The organism is Pseudomonas sp. P4_B4 (genome assembly GCF_056402255.1).
Genome location: NZ_JBFUHS010000004.1, coordinates 260,863 through 277,463 on the forward strand (window position 1 = coordinate 260,863; position 16,601 = coordinate 277,463).

The 16,601-nt window shown below is 61.5% G+C and carries 16 protein-coding genes; 11 read left to right on the forward strand and 5 right to left on the reverse strand.

Annotated elements, in window-relative coordinates; all coding sequences use genetic code 11:
- Positions 1-47: 47 nt before the first annotated feature.
- A complete protein-coding gene (gcbA, locus tag AC1DVE_RS07455) occupies positions 48-1,718 on the reverse strand; it encodes a diguanylate cyclase GcbA (RefSeq protein ID WP_223461699.1) in 1,671 nt (556 codons plus the stop codon).
- A 485-nt stretch (positions 1,719-2,203) separates the two neighbouring features.
- Between gcbA and AC1DVE_RS07460 the strand changes: the two genes are divergently transcribed.
- The 6 genes from AC1DVE_RS07460 (at position 2,204) to AC1DVE_RS07485 (ending at position 8,888) form a co-directional block, all read left to right on the forward strand.
- The gene (locus AC1DVE_RS07460) at positions 2,204-3,271 is read left to right on the forward strand and encodes a DUF2333 family protein (RefSeq protein ID WP_007991285.1); all 1,068 of its coding nucleotides are present in this window, start codon (positions 2,204-2,206) and stop codon (positions 3,269-3,271) included.
- Between the two features lie 3 nt (positions 3,272-3,274).
- Positions 3,275-3,832 (forward strand): NUDIX hydrolase, encoded by a 558-nt coding sequence (locus AC1DVE_RS07465; protein ID WP_223461700.1) that lies wholly within the window; start codon positions 3,275-3,277, stop codon positions 3,830-3,832.
- 189 nt (positions 3,833-4,021) lie between these two features.
- On the forward strand, positions 4,022-4,393 hold the full coding sequence (locus AC1DVE_RS07470) for a translation initiation factor Sui1 (RefSeq protein ID WP_008016777.1): 372 nt from the start codon (positions 4,022-4,024) through the stop codon (positions 4,391-4,393).
- A 219-nt stretch (positions 4,394-4,612) separates the two neighbouring features.
- Positions 4,613-6,526, forward strand: coding sequence for an arginine decarboxylase (speA, locus tag AC1DVE_RS07475; protein WP_223461702.1), 1,914 nt, complete (start codon positions 4,613-4,615; stop codon positions 6,524-6,526).
- Between the two features lie 233 nt (positions 6,527-6,759).
- A complete protein-coding gene (locus AC1DVE_RS07480; RefSeq protein ID WP_223533110.1) occupies positions 6,760-8,079 on the forward strand; it encodes a contractile injection system protein, VgrG/Pvc8 family in 1,320 nt (439 codons plus the stop codon).
- A complete protein-coding gene (locus AC1DVE_RS07485; protein WP_223533112.1) occupies positions 8,076-8,888 on the forward strand; it encodes a DUF4123 domain-containing protein in 813 nt (270 codons plus the stop codon). The genes AC1DVE_RS07480 and AC1DVE_RS07485 overlap by 4 nt, the downstream gene beginning before the upstream one ends.
- Positions 8,889-8,924: 36 nt before the next feature.
- On the opposite strand, the gene AC1DVE_RS07490 is transcribed toward AC1DVE_RS07485, so the two are convergent.
- Together AC1DVE_RS07490 and AC1DVE_RS07495 are read right to left on the reverse strand one after the other, a co-directional pair.
- Positions 8,925-10,274, reverse strand: a complete 1,350-nt coding sequence (locus AC1DVE_RS07490; RefSeq protein WP_477783864.1) for an MATE family efflux transporter — start codon at positions 10,272-10,274, stop codon at positions 8,925-8,927.
- Between the two features lie 177 nt (positions 10,275-10,451).
- Positions 10,452-10,745, reverse strand: coding sequence for a hypothetical protein (locus tag AC1DVE_RS07495; protein WP_110659980.1), 294 nt, complete (start codon positions 10,743-10,745; stop codon positions 10,452-10,454).
- A 157-nt stretch (positions 10,746-10,902) separates the two neighbouring features.
- On the opposite strand from AC1DVE_RS07495, the gene AC1DVE_RS07500 reads away from it, so the two are divergent.
- From AC1DVE_RS07500 to AC1DVE_RS07520, 5 genes are all read left to right on the forward strand, one after another.
- Entirely contained in the window at positions 10,903-11,205 is a 303-nt protein-coding gene (locus tag AC1DVE_RS07500) for a MazG-like family protein (protein WP_223461710.1), read from the forward strand.
- On the forward strand, positions 11,205-11,954 hold the full coding sequence (locus AC1DVE_RS07505) for a methyltransferase domain-containing protein (RefSeq protein WP_223461712.1): 750 nt from the start codon (positions 11,205-11,207) through the stop codon (positions 11,952-11,954). The genes AC1DVE_RS07500 and AC1DVE_RS07505 overlap by 1 nt, the downstream gene beginning before the upstream one ends.
- 12 nt (positions 11,955-11,966) lie before the next feature.
- Positions 11,967-12,575 carry a DUF4136 domain-containing protein gene (locus AC1DVE_RS07510; RefSeq protein ID WP_223533116.1) on the forward strand — a complete coding sequence of 203 codons (609 nt, stop codon included), beginning with the start codon at positions 11,967-11,969 and terminating at the stop codon, positions 12,573-12,575.
- Positions 12,576-12,630: 55 nt separating this feature from the next.
- Positions 12,631-13,194 (forward strand): DUF4136 domain-containing protein, encoded by a 564-nt coding sequence (locus AC1DVE_RS07515; RefSeq protein ID WP_056725261.1) that lies wholly within the window; start codon positions 12,631-12,633, stop codon positions 13,192-13,194.
- Positions 13,195-13,962: 768 nt separating this feature from the next.
- On the forward strand, positions 13,963-14,319 hold the full coding sequence (locus AC1DVE_RS07520) for a DUF6124 family protein (protein WP_223461716.1): 357 nt from the start codon (positions 13,963-13,965) through the stop codon (positions 14,317-14,319).
- A gap of 61 nt (positions 14,320-14,380) precedes the next feature.
- Here the strand turns inward: AC1DVE_RS07520 and AC1DVE_RS07525 are convergent, their stop codons facing one another.
- The gene (locus AC1DVE_RS07525; RefSeq protein ID WP_223461718.1) at positions 14,381-15,235 is read right to left on the reverse strand and encodes a MaoC family dehydratase; all 855 of its coding nucleotides are present in this window, start codon (positions 15,233-15,235) and stop codon (positions 14,381-14,383) included.
- Positions 15,236-15,237: 2 nt separating this feature from the next.
- Positions 15,238-16,590 carry a 3-oxoacyl-ACP reductase gene (locus tag AC1DVE_RS07530; protein WP_223461720.1) on the reverse strand — a complete coding sequence of 451 codons (1,353 nt, stop codon included), beginning with the start codon at positions 16,588-16,590 and terminating at the stop codon, positions 15,238-15,240.
- Positions 16,591-16,601: the final 11 nt, after the last annotated feature.

Below are 16,601 nucleotides of genomic sequence, written 5' to 3' on the forward strand. Positions count from 1 at the left end.
ACTACCAGCGGCAGAAATGGTAAGTGCCTGAAGTTATTGCGTTTCTGTTACAGGGTTATGACCGAATGGGTCGATTGAGGTGAAAAAGTGGCACTTTGCTTTGACGTCAGTGCCGCCTGGACGCGGTTGCGTCCACCGTGTTTGGCGCGGTACAGCGCCTCGTCTGCCTGACTGGCCATCAACAGGCTGTCAGAGTCTTCGCACAGCTCGACCACTCCGGCGCTGAAGGTGCACCGCAGATCCTGCGGCTGGGCGGGGTAGTGGATTTCGGCAAAGCGTTGACGAATTTCATCCAGTACGTTCCAGGCCGCTTCGAGGTCGGTGTCGGGCATGACGATGGCGAATTCTTCGCCGCCGTATCGACCGATGAAATCGGTTTTGCGCAGGCGTTGTTTGAGAAACAGCGCCAGGCTCTTGATCACCCGGTCACCCATGGGGTGGCCGTGGCTGTCATTGACCCGTTTGAAATGGTCGATGTCGAGCATGGCAAAGCTCAGCGGCCTGCTTTCGCGGCGAGCGCGGAACGAGCAGTCTTCGAGCAATTGCAGGATATGCGTGTGGTTGTACAGGCCGGTGAGGCTGTCGCGGACCATCCGTGCCTTGAGGTTGCGTGCCCGCGCCGCGCGGTTGCGCACGGTGGTGATCAGGTGCCGGGGCTTGATCGGTTTGGTCAGGAAGTCGTCGCCGCCTTCGCTCATGGCGTCGAGCTGCTTGTCCAGGTCGTCTTCGGCCGACAGGTAAATGATCGGCACGCTGACGTAACGGTCGTTATGGCGAATGACCTTGGCCAGTTCCGTACCCGTGCAGGCCGGCATGTACATGTCGAGGATGATCAGGTCCGGCTGGAAATCCGCCAGTTCGGCCATGGCCTGGATCGGCTCGATCAAGGTGCGGGTGACGATCCCGGCGCTGTTGAGCAGGCGCTCGGTGTGCAGGGCCTGGGCGCGGGAGTCGTCGATGATCAGCACTTTATAGGGCTCGTACTGGGCAACGCAGGTCAGGACTTCGATTTTCTCCATCAGGCTCGATGCTTCGAGGGTGCCGGTGAGGAACTCCTGGCCGCCGGCACGCACGGCGGCCAGGCGGGTCGGGGTATCGGTTTCGTGCAGGCTGAAGAACAGCAGCGGCAACTGATGGTCCAGGCCTTCCTGGGCTTCGGCGGCGAGTTTCAGGCCGACACCGGCGCCACTGAAATCCACATCCATGACAATCGCCGCCGGCAAGCGCTCGACCATCGATGAGCGAAACGCATCTACGCTGTCCAGGGACTGGGCGCTGAGGCCGAAGAATTCCAGTTGCTTGGCCAGGCGCTCGGCTCGGTCGTGATCCTGCAGCATCACGTAGATGGGCTTGCGCAGCGGCGGCAGGAAGGTTTGATCGAGTTGGTCACCATGGCGCAGGCCGGTGCGGGACAGGCGCTGCATCAAGCGATTGAGGTCGGTGATCAGGCCGCTGCTCAGGCGTCCGCGATTGGCGTCGACCGCCTCCAGAGACTGGCCGATGTGGCGTGCCAGTCGCATGTGTTCCGGTTGTTCGAAACGCTCGGCGAAACGCAGCAGGCGCAAATTGGCCTCGCTCAGTTCCGAAAGGTCGGCGGTGGACCACTCACTGCGTTGCAGGCGCTGCCATATCTCAAGAATCTGGCGAGCCTGATGAATTACCCGCTGGGCAAAGTGGTGCTTGAGGCGCTCGCGGCTGGGGTCTTCTGGCTCGGTCATAACCTGACTACTAGTTAGGGTGCACACTGAGGTCGAGTGGTGGCTCTATGCTAGCACCACTTTTCCATTGCATGAGTGCTGTACGTCAATAATCTGCAAGGCGACTTCATTCAGTTTGTGACCTGGTGGTCTGATTCGAGTCGTTGAGGTCGCGGCATGCAGGGGGCGAAGTGCTTGAATCAGGGCACTTGGCGGGCGTGGGTGGGAATGGGCGAGTGACTGAATTTAGGCCATTCATGATTTTTTGCCAGTGCCGATCGGCCCGGTTTTTTGGATTTCAGAGTGTCGGGGATCCCCTTAGTGTGGCAATCCAAACCATTAGTAGGGGGGGTGAGGACCGCAGCGTCGTCGGGTGGGCAGGAACACTTTTCATCCGCAAGCCCGGTAATTTTCCGCATCGATGCAATGGCGGGTGCCGGGCCAAGGCACGTTGTTGTATGGTTGTGGTCGAACCGTTGAACTCAAGAGCTTGAAAGGATATCGCCATGCTGGACTGGAAGAACCGCACAGGCAGTGCGCCTGAACGTGCCGCTGAACCGAAGTCGGAGACCCGCAGTTATCTGGGCGGTCTGTTGTTCAGCCGGGCGCTGGCCACTCTGCTGGGCATCTACCTGTTGGTGGCGAGTGTCCTGGGCTGGTACTGGAGCCAGGAGCCGGCGCTGTTCCCGGTCCAGCAAACCGCCCAACTGGCGGCCGAGAAAGAAGGCAAGCAGATGGTCGTCGGCTACACCACGGTGGAAACCCTCAAGACCGTCGCCGGCACCTTGCTGACCAAGCCGGGCGGCTATATTTCCAACGACCGATTCCCGCCTGGCCTGTGGATGGACAACATGCCGAGCTGGGAATATGGCGTACTGGTGCAGGTCCGCGACCTGAGCCGGGCACTGCGTAAAGACTTCGCCCGTTCGCAGTCGCAGTCCGCCGAAGACGCCGACCTGGCCAAGGCCGAGCCGCGTTTCAACTTCGACAACAAGAGCTGGGTGCTGCCGTCCAGTGAGTCCGAGTACCAGGAAGGCATCAATTCCCTGAGCCGCTATCAGGCGCGCCTGTCCGATCCGAACCAGAAGAGCGCGTTGTTCTATGCCCGCGCCGACAACCTGAACAACTGGCTGGGTGATGTTGGCACCCGTCTGGGTTCGCTGTCGCAACGGCTGTCGGCCAGTGTCGGCCGGGTCAAGCTCAACACTGCGTTGAAGACCGAGGTCGTGACACCGGGTGTGGCGCCGCAAGTCGATGAAGAAATCGTCGAAACGCCATGGCTACAGATCGACAACGTGTTCTACGAGGCTCGCGGCCAGGCCTGGGCCTTGTCGCACTTGCTGCGCGCCATCGAAGTCGACTTCGCCGATGTGCTGGCCAAGAAGAACGCCACGGTCAGCGTGCGCCAGATCATTCGTGAACTGGAAGCGTCGCAGGAGCCGGTGTGGAGCCCGATGATCCTCAACGGCAGCGGCTTCGGCGTACTGGCCAACCACTCGCTGGTCATGGCCAACTACATTTCCCGGGCCAACGCGGCGGTGATCGATTTGCGTCAATTGCTCAATCAGGGCTGAGTCATGGTCGATAACGCAAGGGAAGCCGCGCACCGTGCGGCCTCCGATGCCGAACAGATCGCCTGGGTCGACGAGCAGGACAACCTGCTCGGCGCCCTGGTCCGCTCCGATTTGCGCGAGCGCGGGCTGATCGGGCGCGGCACCTACATCATGTTGTTCAACTCCGCTGGCGAGTTGTGCGTGCACCGGCGCACCCTGAGCAAGGCAATCTATCCCGGTTTCTGGGACGTGGCGGCGGGCGGCATGGTGCTCGCCAGTGAAACCTACGCCGAATCGGCGGCCAGGGAACTGGAGGAAGAACTGGGAGTGAGTGGTGTGGAACTGACCGCCCATGACCACTTTTTCTTCGAGGACACCGGCAATCGCCTCTGGTGTTCGGCGTTCTCGGCGGTGTGGGACGGCCCATTGATCCTGCAACCGGAAGAGGTACTCGAAGCGCGCTTTATCCCCATCGATCAGGTCATGCTGGAAATCGAGCAAAAGCCTTATTGCCCGGACTCTCTGGCCGCGTTGAAGCGCTATTTGCGTTCACGCCGGATCGACGTCGCAAAACAGCTATAAATTGGCGCCGATTGGCTCTTAGCAATCGGCGTTTTTGCCGTTACACTGCGCGACCTTTTCAAACTGAACCGGCGCTCCTTTAGTAGGGACATCCGGCTCAGTAGCGCTGCCCCTGCCTGAGTGGGGCTTCGCGGTCGATAGCCTTCCCAAGTGCTGCGACCAGTCTTTGTCCTCCGAAGAGGATTGCCGGTGGCCAAAAAAGCCGCATCCTTCGCCGCCCTGGGCGGCCTGGTATTTTCCACCGACGCAGGTCGTCATTGCCCGGAATGCAGTAAACCGGTGGACGCCTGCATCTGCAAACAGACCGTTATCCCGGCCGGCGACGGCATCGCGCGCGTGCGTCGCGAAAGCAAGGGCCGTGGCGGCAAGACGGTGACCACCATCACCGGCGTGCCGTTGGCTGAAGACGCGCTCAAGGAACTGGGCACAACGTTGAAGAAACGTTGCGGTACCGGTGGTGCGTTGAAAGACGGTGTCATCGAAATCCAGGGCGATCATGTCGAGCTACTCTTGGCAGAACTGATCAAGCTCGGTTTCAAAGCGAAGAAGTCCGGCGGCTAGCAGCCTCTGTGAAAACCACCCGCGGCTTGATCCGGTCCTGATGGCATTCAGGTCTGGCGTCGTCACCATGGTTTTCACAGAGCCTGTTCATGACCGGTTTCTAAACTCACTGCGGTCGGCGGGGTCTACAGCCTCGTTGACGAACCGTCATTTTCATTCTTTAGACTGCGCCGGCCTGAACCCAGGCGACGCACTATGACTTCTTTATAGGGGACTTCGATGTCCGTACGACGCACACGCAAAGACGATGGCAGCCAATGGACAGTTGCGGACAGCCGCAGTGTTTACGGGATTCGCCATTGGGGGGCCGGGTATTTCGCGATCAATGACGCCGGTCGCGTCGAAGTTCGTCCGAACGGTCCGAGCAGCTCGCCTATCGACCTGTACGAGCAAGTCGACCAGCTGCGCAAAAGCGGCCTGTCCTTGCCGTTGCTGGTCCGTTTCCCGGACATCCTGCAAGACCGCGTGCGTCAGCTGACCGGCGCGTTCGATTCGAACATCGAGCGTCTGGAATACCAGAGCAAGTACACCGCGCTGTACCCGATCAAGGTCAACCAGCAAGAAGCGGTGATCGAGAACATCATCGCCACCCAGAACGTTTCCATCGGCCTGGAAGCCGGCTCCAAGCCTGAGTTGCTGGCGGTGCTGGCGCTGGCGCCGAAGGGCGGCACCATCGTCTGCAACGGCTACAAGGACCGCGAGTTCATTCGCCTGGCGTTGATGGGCCAGAAACTCGGCCACAACGTGTTCATCGTGATCGAGAAAGAATCCGAAGTCGGCCTGGTGATCGAAGAAGCCAACTCGCTCAAGGTCAAGCCTCAGGTAGGCCTGCGCGTGCGCCTGTCGTCCCTGGCCTCGAGCAAGTGGGCGGACACCGGCGGCGAGAAATCCAAGTTCGGCCTGTCGGCGGCACAACTGCTGTCGGTGGTCGAGCGTTTCCGCGCGGCGGGCCTGGACCAGGGCATCCGCCTGCTGCACTTCCACATGGGTTCGCAGATCGCCAACCTCGCGGACTACCAGCACGGCTTCAAGGAAGCGATCCGTTATTACGGCGAATTGCGCAACCTCGGCCTGCCGGTGGACCACATCGACGTCGGCGGTGGCCTGGGCGTGGACTACGACGGTACGCACTCGCGTAACGCCAGTTCGATCAACTACGACATGGACGACTATGCCGGCGTCGTGGTCGGGATGCTCAAGGAATTCTGCGATGCGCAGAGCCTGCCGCACCCGAACATCTTCTCCGAAAGCGGCCGTTCCCTGACCGCGCACCACGCCATGCTGGTGATCCAGGTGACTGACGTCGAGAAACACAACGACGACGTGCCACAGATCGAGAACAAGGAAGCGCTGCCGGAAACCGTGCAGTGGCTGGTGGACCTGCTGGGCCCGACCGACATCGAGATGGTTACCGAAACCTACTGGCGCGCCACGCACTACATGAGTGATATTGCCTCCCAGTACGCCGACGGCAAGCTGACCCTGGCCGAGAAAGCCCTGGCCGAGCAATGCTACTTTGCCGTTTGCCGTCGCCTGCACAACTCGTTGAAGGCGCGCCAGCGTTCCCACCGTCAGGTGCTGGACGAACTCAACGACAAACTGGCCGACAAGTACATCTGCAACTTCTCGGTGTTCCAGAGCCTGCCGGACACCTGGGCCATCGACCAGGTCCTGCCGATCATCCCGCTGCACCGTCTCGACGAAGAGCCGCTGCGTCGTGCGGTACTGCAAGACCTGACCTGTGACTCCGACGGCAAGATCAACCAGTACGTCGACGAGCAGAGCATCGAAACCAGTTTGCCGGTGCACGCGCTGAACGAAGGTGAGGACTACTTGCTGGGTGTGTTCCTGGTCGGTGCCTACCAGGAAATTCTTGGCGACATGCACAACCTGTTCGGTGACACCGACTCGGTGAACATCTACCAGAACGCCGATGGCAGCGTGTACCACGCCGGTATCGAAACCCATGACACCATCGAAGACATGCTGCGCTACGTGCACTTGTCGCCGGAGGAGCTGATGACTCACTACCGCGACAAGTGCGCCAGTGCCCGCATCAGCGCCACCGAGCGCACGCAGTTCCTCGATGCCTTGCGTCTGGGGCTGACCCGTTCGTCTTACCTGTCTTCTTGAGGTAAGGCGCCGCGCACATCAGGTTGTCTGAAAATTCTCCGTACGTTGCGGAAAACTCAGATGGCCTGGTGCGGCGCTTCTTCTTTTTCAAGCGAAATGACCCACAGACCGGGCTATCCAAGCGATGTGGTCTTCTTTTCGCGTAGGTCATTTCCTAAGTTGTACTTCGGCACTCTACTCGGCCATGTCTCTCAGCGAGAATCCCCGACCGCCCCTCCTGTAGAGAATCGCCGATGTTCGATCCAGTCAACGAGCCTCCATTTCGTCTGGATGTAGCTGGTCTTCCCGACCCCTTTGAGGTCTTGGCCTTTACCGGCAGTGAAGCCATCAGCGAGCCGTTCGTATTCGACCTGGAACTGCTGATCGATGACCCGGTGCTTGACCTTGCCAGTTTGCTGTACCGCCCGGCCTCCCTGCATTTCGGGCCAGCCGGATGCCACGTGCATGGACAATTGCATGAACTCGTCCAGCGTGATCATGTCTCGGGAACCCGACTCTGCCAGGTGCGCCTGGGGCCAAAACTGGCTTGTCTGGCCCAGCGCTTCAGCCAACGAATCTTCAGTGCCCGTTCCGTGCCGCAAATCCTTGACCAGGTGCTCAAGGAGCACGGTATTACCGGCAAGGATCGACGCCTGGAACTGGGCGGCGAATACCCTCCCCGGGATTTTTGCACGCAATATTGCGAGTCAGACCTGCAATTTCTCCAGCGACTGTGCGCCGAGGAACGACTTCACTACCACTTCGAACACCTCGCCCGCGGGCACTGTGTTGTGTTTGGGGATGACCAGCAGCATTTTCCAACCGGCGAACCTGCGGTATTTCGCAGCGAGGGCGATCGGCCGGCGGTGCGGCAGTTCGAACGTCAGCGCTGCGGTGGGACAGCGGCGCAGTGTGCCGAATGCCGCACGGACCTGGCGACCTTGCGCAGCGGTCGGCTGATGCCGCTGTCCGGTCATCCGGTTGCCGATTGCAATCGGCTCTGGCTGCTGACCCGCGTCGAGCATTGGGGCCGCCAGGATACGCCGACGCCTTACCACAATCAGGTCCGTGCCCTGCACTGGCGGGCACCCTTCGAGCCACCCTGTGCGACGGTCAAACCACAGATGCATAGCCTGCAACGGGCGTGGGTCGTCGAGGTCGATGAACCAAGCCCCGACCCGGCAAGGCCGGTACCGGTGCAATTCGACTGGCTTTATCAGGGCGAAGGGGCGACGCCCAGTCATTGTTGGCTGCCCCTGGCCAGGCAGTTGCAGGCCGCTACGTTCTCGCCATTGCGCGAAGGAACCGAGCTGGTGGTGAGTTTTATCGAGGGCGATCCCGATCAACCGCAGATAACCGGGGTGCTGCATGCACCGGCAACGATCGAGGTGACGGACGCCGACACCCCACAGCCCATCTGTGCCCATGATGAGGGTCTGGAGCAATGGTTGCGCTCGGGAGAGCCATTACTGGTGTTGTGTCTGCTGCCCGGCGGTGGCAGCTTCAACCATTGCTCACAGGCGTTGTGCACCTGTCGTCTGGTGACGAAGCTTGGCCAGAGCTCTGGAGCATGAGCACCACACGCACGCCCGAGGCACCCCCGCAGTGGTTGTTGCTGGATGTGCCGGGCACGCCGCAAGCGGGTGTCACACTTCGGCAGATGTTTGCGCAAGCCCGGTGGTACGGGTTGTTCGAGGGTACGGAGTGGCATGTGTTGCATGAGCAGGGACCGCTCCTGGTCGATCTGCGCACCTGCCCGGCACTGGCCGATTTATGCCTCGTCGACGGACAACGCTGGCCCGGATTGTTGATGGTCAGCGAGGCAGGCGCTTCGTCGTTGCTGGCGCATTTGCGGCGCATGCTCACAGTCACGCTTGGCCTGCACCGGGCTCTTTTGAGTTACTACAACCCAATCACGGCCAGCTATTTTTTCGATGCCTGCGATGCTGTTGAACTGAGTCGCTGGCTAGGGCCCATCCACCAGTTGCGCTGGTTCGGCGGTAGTTGGGCCGACCGCGCGATGGGATGTGAGGGCTGGCAGCGCTTGTCCAACCCGGGGCTGGCGATCAGCCCTTTGGCAGTCGAGGAAAGCCTCAGCGCCGGGCAACAAGGAAAACTGCAAACCTGCCTGCTCGAGCAGCATGCCTGGCGCTGGAACCGATCCACCGGTGCCGATTTCCCCCGCCTGTGGGACCATGTGCAGGAGGGGGTGGCGCTGGGTTTCAGCGAGCGCCCGGTGCTTGATGGCTGGATATGGCTACGCTTGCAGTATCCCGACGCCGTGCCCGTGCAGCCGTTGCCGGGCGGGACTCAACAGGAGCGCCTCGATAACCTGCGTCACCTGTGGCAGAACGACCGACCCTGGCCAAGAGGTCGAAATTGATGAAGAGGTCTCGGCGTTTGTCGGGGTCTCGCCCGTTCAGTGAGTACTGCCGGCGAACCATCCATCGTTACGGCGCAGGCGCCAGGCGATCATGCCGAGGGTCAGACTGCGCAGCAGCATGAACAACATGAAGGTTATCCACAGGCCATGGTTGCCTCCGCCTTGCAGTAACCAACCGAAGGGCAGCACCAGCGTCACGGTCAGCAGCATGCCGTTGCGCATTTCCCGGGCGCGGGTGGCGCCGATGAACAGGCCGTCGAGCAGGTAACTCCAGACGGCAATCAGCGGCAGTACGGCGAGATAGGGTAGGTAGACGAACGCGGTGTCACGCACACTCTGAATGTCGGTCTGCATCTCGATGAACAGATGCCCGGCGAATAGAAACAACGCGGCAAAGCCCAGGCTTGCCAGCAACGACCAGCCAACAGCCACCACCAATGAACGGCGCAGGGCATCGCGGTCACGGGCGCCAAGAGCATGTCCGCACAGGGCTTCGACGGCGTGGGCCAGGCCATCGAGGGCGTGGGCGGTCAGCAGCAGGCCATTGAGCAAAAGAGCGTTGGCGGCCACCGTGGCGTCGCCAAGCCGTGTGCCTTGCACCGTGATCAGGAAAAACACCGATTGCAGCGCCAGGCTGCGGATGAAGATGTCGCGGTTGACCGCCAGCAATGGTCGCCAACTCTGCCACAGCGCCAATGCCGCCCAGACGATGTGCCCGGGGTAGGCGCGCAGGGCTTTGCGCGTCATCAGCAAGCCGATCAGTGCACCGGTCCATTCGGCAATCACCGAGGCCCGGGCCGCACCGACCACGCCCCATTCCAGGCCGAGGACGAACCACAGGTTCAGAGCAATGTTGACCAGGTTGGTGCTCAGCAGAATCGCCAGGGGCGCCCGGGCATTCTGGGTGCCGAGAAACCAGCCGACCAGTGCATAACTGGCGAGCGCCGCCGGCAGGCCGAACAGGCGGGTATGGAAGAACTCGCGGGTCAGTTGATCTAGCTCCGCCGACGGTTGCATGAAGTGCAACGCGACCCCGCTCAACGGCACACCCACCGCACCCAGGACCACGGCCAGGCCGATGGCGAGCAGCAGGCCTTGCAACAGAATCTGCCGCAAGGCCGCGCCATCGCCGCGTCCGGCCGCCTGGGCTGCGAACCCGGTGGAGCCCATGCGCAGAAAGCCCATGGCCCAGGCGAGGAAGGTGTACAGGCTGGCCCCGACCGCAACGGCGCCGAGTTGATGGGCGTGGGGCAGGTGACCGATGACGGTGCTGTCGACCAATGCCACCAGCGGTACGGAAATGTTCGAAAGAATCATCGGCGCAGCGAGTGCCCAGACCCGGCGATGGGTAGGGCGGTCGCGCCAGTCGGCGGTCAGGTTGGACATGCAGGCTCCTTGGGGGAGCGGGCATTGTAGCGGCACATCAAGGGCAAGCCGCGATCAATTGTGGGAGCGAGCCTGCTCGCGATAGCGGTGTGGCAGACACTCATATGTTGTATGTGCCGGCATCATCGTCGGAACGCCGCCCGGAGCAGGCTCGCTCCCACAGTGATTTGTGTGGTGTCAGTGGATAATCCAGCTGAGCAACCACAGACCCAGCATTAACCAGATGATCCCCATGATGAACGACGCATTGAGAAAGGCGCGGATCGCCGACCACAGCAGTATCAGCCCGAGGATCAAGGTCACGATGCTGACGACCGAGGTATCCATGCCCAGCGCCTGGGACAGGCCTTCGACAAAATTGCTGCTGGCGTTGCTCAACAGATTGAACAGCCCGCTGAGGCCATCAACGATGAAGCGGATGATCGAGCCGAGTACCTGGCCGAGCCATTCGGAAAAACCTTCTACCTGCATGGAGTGAACGTCCTGATTAAAGAGAATTGAGTCTTGGGCTGTCGATCATGCTGCCGAGTTCCCACAAGCATAGAGGGTTGCACAGATGAGCATGCATCTTCTGCCCCTTGCCTTCACCTGTGATCCCCCCGAAGCTATACGCCTTCAGGAGAGCCCGATGAACCTTGTTGAACTGACCGAACGCCTGCACGCCATCCGTGACCGCAATGACTGGCAGCAATTTCACAGCCCGAAAAACCTGGCCATGGCCGCGAGTGTGGAAATGTCCGAGCTGGTGGAAATTTTCCAGTGGCTGACCGAAGACCAGTCACGCCAGTTGCCGGCGGACAAACTCGCTCACGCCGGGCAGGAAGTCGGTGACATCGTGCTTTATCTTTTGTTGTTGTGCAGCGAGCTGGGCCTGGACATGGACGCCGTGGTGCGCAGCAAACTGGCGGACAGCGAACGGAGGTTCAGCTGATGAGCGACCGTCATTTCGATCAACTGGCGACCCGTTTCGCCGAAAAAATCTACGGCGGTGCCAAAGGGGCGATCCGTCTGGCGGTGTTGCAGGCCGATCTGGCCGAAACCTTGCCCGACCGGCCGCTGCGTGTGCTGGACATCGGCGCCGGCCTTGGCCACATGTCGTTGTGGCTGGCCCAGCGCGGCCATCAGGTGACCCTCGCCGAGCCGGCCGAGCCGATGCTTGAAGGCGCCCGCCAACGTTTTGCCGAAGCCGGGCAGAGCGCCACGTTCATTCAGGCACCCTGGCAGGAACTGCTCGGGCAGCTCACCGAACCCTACGACCTGGTGCTGTGCCATGCGGTGCTGGAGTGGCTGGCCGAACCCCACGCCATCCTGCCGGTGCTGCATCAACTGACCAAGGCCGACGGCTGGCTATCCCTGGCGTTCTACAACCGTGACGCGCTGATTTATCGCAACTTGCTCAAGGGCCATTTCCGCAAGATGCGCAAGAACGACATGGCCGGCGAAAAGCAGAGCCTGACCCCGCAACAGCCCCTTGATCCGCGCGAGCTGGCGGCGCAACTTGAAGGTCTGTGGCAGGTCGAAATACAGAGTGGAGTGCGGGTTTTTCACGATTACATGCCGGTGGAATTCCAGGCCCGCGCCGAGCTGGCGGACCTGCTGGAAATGGAACTGGCCCACCGTCGTCATCCAAGCTTTGCCGGGCTTGGGCGTTACTTGCACTGGATCTGTCGGCCTGTCTGATCGGAGCACGCAATGAAAAATCATTCAGGTGTACTGGTGTTCTGCCTGGGGCTGGCCGCTTGTCAGGGCAGCAACCCTTATGTCGCCACATCCAACCCCTTGCCACCGGCGCCACCCCAGGCCGCCAACACCTTTGACCGCAGCGCTTACCCGGCAGCCCCCCGTGACTATGGACGCTACCGCAGTTGGGCGTGGCTCAATGGGCATCTGCCACCGGGCACCGCCTGGGCCGACTCGGCGCAGATCGCCGAAGCGGTCAGCAATGCGCTGGATCAGCGGGGTTTGCGTCCGCTGCATGACAATCGTCCGGCGGACCTGTTTGTCAGCGCCGACCTGCGGATGGAAACCCGCTTGCGTCAGGTTCGGGACGACTATTACGGCGGCGGTTATGGTGGCTACAACGGCTACGGCCCTGGATATGGCGGATATGCCACCGTGCCGATCATCCGTACCTATCAGGAGCAGGTCGTGGTCGTGCAGGTGGACATGTTTGACGCCAAAAGCGGTCAGCCGATATGGAGCTCCAGTGCTGAAACCGGCAACCGGGGCAGCGAAAGCGAGAGGGCCGATGCCATACGGGAGGCTGTGGAAAAGGCAATGTCGGCGTATCCTCCTAGTTAGCTTCTTGTAGATAAGAAGCATTCCACAGGATCATGTCTTCAACCGGAGAATCATCATGTTCCGCCGTTTTGTTTTACTGGCAGTGGCCGCGCTGCTCAGTGCCTGCGCCGCCAACCAGGTCAATCATGACTTCGACGCCAGCCGCGACTTTGCTGCCTATCGCAGCTGGACCTGGAAAGAACCCGCCCTGCAATACCGTCCCGATGATCCACGGATCAAGAGCGACCTGACCGAACAGCGCGTCCGTCAGGCGGTTGCCGATCAACTGGATCAGCGCGGTCTGCGTCCGGCCGCCGCAGGTGCCAAGGGTGACTTGAATGTGCAGACCTACCTGATTGTCGAAGAGCGGCAGCAACAGGTGACCACCAATTACGGCGGCGGCTGGGGTAACCCGTGGTATGGCTACTACGGCGCACCGATGTACAACGAAACCCGCAATGTCAGCTACAAAGTGGCGACCATTCAGATCGACCTGCTCGATGGCAAGGACGGCAAACTGGTGTGGCGCGGCAGTGACGAGCAGATACTTAGCCGCACGCCGAACCCGACGGATCGTCGTGATGCGATCTGGGAAACGGTCACGCGGATATTGGCCAACTATCCACCGCATGCATCCTAGAATCAGCTGGCTTCTCAACCCCTGTGCTCTCACGGGGGTTTTTTTGGATGGTGTACATATCCGTTGCTGCGGTAACGGCGGCTTATGGTTTCGCCCTTACGGCGAGTCCCTTTTGGCAAACGCCCCAAAAGGAACCAAAAGGTCTCGCCCCGAACGTACGGCCCCTCGCTGAGGCTCGGGGTTCCTTCGCTCCGGTATTCATCCGGGGGCATTGCCCTCCGGTCTGCTTCGCGACGACCTACATGCAATGAGTTCGACTGCGTCGAACGGCGCTGCGCGCCCATCCCCGGATGAACACCTCCACTCAGCCTCCCGAGGGGGCGGGTGGATCAAGATCAAAAGCTGCAGGCGAGCTAACGCTCGGCCTGATGAGTGGTGAGGAGCAGCGGGTGTGCGCCGCTCTGCCTTTGCTCTTCTGTGTGCGAGCTTGCTCGCGATGGCGGCCTGTCAGCCGACCAACCCTGTGTAGTTTTCCTCAAGTCCCGAGGAAACCTCCGACATGTTTTTCAGGTTGTCCGTCGGAAGCGCGATCTCTAGCCTTTGTCTGTCGCTGCAAAATCAGTGATCGGGTTTGGTCGCCCGGGTTTAGAATGGCGCACAGTGCCGCGCGAGCGGCATTTTTGTGCTTGCTTAATGGCGAGCTGTGCGTGGGAGGGCCCAGGCCCTGCCGGGTTTCCATTCCCTGGTCGACCAACCTGCGTACGGTTCGCCACCCTTCTGCTTGGTCGCAGTGATGACGAACTCCAAATTCAAGAATGGAGCTTCACCATGTTCAAACCCACCCCAAATCCACCCGAAACCGACGACGTTTCCCCCTATCAATCCCCCCACTCAAACAAACTCCACGAAGCCGCCGACCGCGCCCTCGATCACTACCTCAATCCACCCATGCAACCAGTCACCCACAAGCCCAGCACGATGTTCGTCATTGCCCCGGACATCGACACCGAGACCCTGCTGGCCCACGCTTGTGAATCACTGGCGTCGGCGAGTGTGATGGCGAGTGATTTCGCGGGGTTTCTGGAAGGCTCGCAGCGCAATACGATGCTGGGGATTGCGCAGGTGATCATGCTGGGTGAGCTGGCGGTGAACCGGGCGCTGGACAATCTCGATCCGCAAGACTGACCACGCAGCTTTTGTGGCGAGGGAGCAATCTCCCTCGCCACAGACATCGGCTTTATCAGGATCAGGCAACCGGCCGCCAGTGCCCGACCATATGCTCAAGATCCCCGGCACCCACCAATTGCAGTTCCCCGCTCGGTCCCGGCGCACTGGCCAGCAACGTCACCTCACTGGGTAACCGTACCGGCTTCTTGAACTGCACTGCGATCTCGACATTCGCTGTCGGCAGGTGCCCGGCCAGCGCAGCCAGCGTGCGTGCCTTGTTCCACAGGCCATGAGCGATTGCGGTCGGGAAACCGAAGAGCCGGGCGCTGGCCGCGCTGAAGTGAATCGGGTTGTAGTCGCCGGACACCTTGGCGTATTGCCGGCCGATGTCCGAGGGCGCTTTCCAGTGTTCGATCTCGATCAAGGCCAGACTGGTTTCCATTTGCTCTTCGAGCGGTTCGCCCTCGAGTTTGACGCCGCGACAGAGCATCCTGCTTTCTGCTGCCCACAACGGGCCCAACTGATCGTCGAGGCTGGTCAGCAGATCGAACGTCGCGCCTTTGGCGTGGGGTTGCAGGTTCTGCACTTGCACGCTGACGCGCACCCGACTCACCCCGCCCATGGGGCGCAGTACACGAATGCGATTGCTCAGGTGGATCAGGCCCAGCAGCGGGAACGGGAAGTCCCTGGCCGTGAGCAATTGCATCTGCAAGGCAAACCCGAGGATGTGCGGGTAAGTCGGCGGCAGCAGGCCGTTGTCGGCGAAACCACAGACCTTGCGATAAGCCGCCAGGCGCTTGGGGTCGACTTCGACCCAGCAACGCAAACCCGAATCGGGCAGGCGGCTGCCGGTGATTTTTCGCCGTGTCGCCGCTCGTGCGTACAACCCCGGCAGGCTGGGTTCGCGGTTGAGTGTGTGCCAGTCGGTGATCATCCTTAAGCCCCCAGAACGTTTTGCCCACACACGCGCAACGCTTGCCCGGTGAACGCGCCGGTGCCCGGTTGCGCGAGCCAGGCCACGGTCTCGGCGACGTCCTGCGGCAGGCCGCCCTGGCCGAGGGCGCTCATGCGGCGTCCGGCTTCGCGCAGGCCGAAGGGAATGCGCGCGGTCATCTGCGTTTCGATGAAACCCGGCGCCACGGCGTTGATGCTGATGCCGCGCTCGTGGAGCAGCGGCGCCCAGGCTTGCGCCAGGCCAATGAGCCCGGCCTTGCTCGCCGCGTAATTGGTTTGCCCGCGATTGCCGGCGATGCCGCTGATGGACGCTAGCAGGATCACCCGGCCGTTGTCGTGCAGGGTGCCGTTGTCGAGCAGGGCTTTGGTCAGCACTTGCGGCGCGTTGAGGTTGACTGCCAGCACCGCGTCCCAGAATTCCGGGGTCATGTTGGCCAGGGTTTTATCCCGGGTGATGCCGGCGTTGTGCACCACGATGTCGAGGCCGTCGGGCAGCTGTTCGATCAACTGCGCGGCGGCGTCTTCGGCGCAGATGTCGAGGGTGATGCTGCGCCCGTCGAGGCGCGCGGCGAGGGCTTCGAGATCGGTTTTGGCCGGCGGCACGTCGAGCAGAATGACGTCGGCACCATCGCGGGCCAGGGTTTCTGCGATGGCGGCACCGATACCGCGTGCTGCGCCGGTGACCAGTGCCTTGCGCCCGGCGAGCGGGCGCGTCCAGTCGGTGACTGGCGTCGCGCACGGATTCAAGCGAATGACCTGCCCGGACACGAAGGCGCTTTTCGGTGAGAGGAAAAAACGCAGCGGGCCTTCCAGCTGCGCCTCGGCACCTTCGCCGACGTAGATCAATTGCAGGGTGCCACCGCTGCGCAACTCCTTGGCCAGCGAACGGCTGAAACCTTCCAGGGCCCGCTGGGCACTGGCGGCGAACGGGTCGCGCAGGGTTTGCGGATCACGCCCGAGAATCACCAGATGCGCACAGTGTTCGAGGTTTTTCATCAGTGGCTGGAAGAACTCACGCAGTTGCTTGAGCTGATCGGTGTGCAGCAGGTCACTGGCGTCGAACACCACGGCCTTGAGTTTCGGTCCGTGGCCGGGAATCCAGGCCGTGGCCAGCGAAGGCTCGGTGCCGTAGCTGTAGATCGCGTCGGTCAGGCGGTTGGCAAAGGCGCTGACGTGTTCCGCCAACGGCCCGCCACCGATCAGCAGTGCGCCTTCTACAGGTCGCAACCGGCCCGCTTGCCAGCGCTCCAGTCTGCTCGGTACCGGCAACCCCAGGGCGCCGACCAGGCGATGGCCGATGGACGAATTGGCGAAGTCGATATAGCGGTCAGACATGGAACGCGCTC

Bases quoted from the DNA above. Each gene is read 5' to 3' on its own strand.
- AC1DVE_RS07505 (WP_223461712.1), top strand. From the start codon at position 11,205: ATGAGCGACCGTCATTTCGATCAACTGGCGACCCGTTTCGCCGAAAAA.
- AC1DVE_RS07495 (WP_110659980.1), bottom strand. From the start codon at position 10,745: ATGCAGGTAGAAGGTTTTTCCGAATGGCTCGGCCAGGTACTCGGCTCG.
- AC1DVE_RS07515 (WP_056725261.1), top strand. From the start codon at position 12,631: ATGTTCCGCCGTTTTGTTTTACTGGCAGTGGCCGCGCTGCTCAGTGCC.
- AC1DVE_RS07510 (WP_223533116.1), top strand. From the start codon at position 11,967: ATGAAAAATCATTCAGGTGTACTGGTGTTCTGCCTGGGGCTGGCCGCT.
- AC1DVE_RS07500 (WP_223461710.1), top strand. From the start codon at position 10,903: ATGAACCTTGTTGAACTGACCGAACGCCTGCACGCCATCCGTGACCGC.
- gcbA (WP_223461699.1), bottom strand. From the start codon at position 1,718: ATGACCGAGCCAGAAGACCCCAGCCGCGAGCGCCTCAAGCACCACTTT.
- AC1DVE_RS07460 (WP_007991285.1), top strand. From the start codon at position 2,204: ATGCTGGACTGGAAGAACCGCACAGGCAGTGCGCCTGAACGTGCCGCT.
- speA (WP_223461702.1), top strand. From the start codon at position 4,613: ATGTCCGTACGACGCACACGCAAAGACGATGGCAGCCAATGGACAGTT.
- AC1DVE_RS07530 (WP_223461720.1), bottom strand. From the start codon at position 16,590: ATGTCTGACCGCTATATCGACTTCGCCAATTCGTCCATCGGCCATCGC.
- AC1DVE_RS07485 (WP_223533112.1), top strand. From the start codon at position 8,076: ATGAGCACCACACGCACGCCCGAGGCACCCCCGCAGTGGTTGTTGCTG.
- AC1DVE_RS07465 (WP_223461700.1), top strand. From the start codon at position 3,275: ATGGTCGATAACGCAAGGGAAGCCGCGCACCGTGCGGCCTCCGATGCC.
- AC1DVE_RS07490 (WP_477783864.1), bottom strand. From the start codon at position 10,274: ATGTCCAACCTGACCGCCGACTGGCGCGACCGCCCTACCCATCGCCGG.
- AC1DVE_RS07520 (WP_223461716.1), top strand. From the start codon at position 13,963: ATGTTCAAACCCACCCCAAATCCACCCGAAACCGACGACGTTTCCCCC.
- AC1DVE_RS07525 (WP_223461718.1), bottom strand. From the start codon at position 15,235: ATGATCACCGACTGGCACACACTCAACCGCGAACCCAGCCTGCCGGGG.
- AC1DVE_RS07480 (WP_223533110.1), top strand. From the start codon at position 6,760: ATGTTCGATCCAGTCAACGAGCCTCCATTTCGTCTGGATGTAGCTGGT.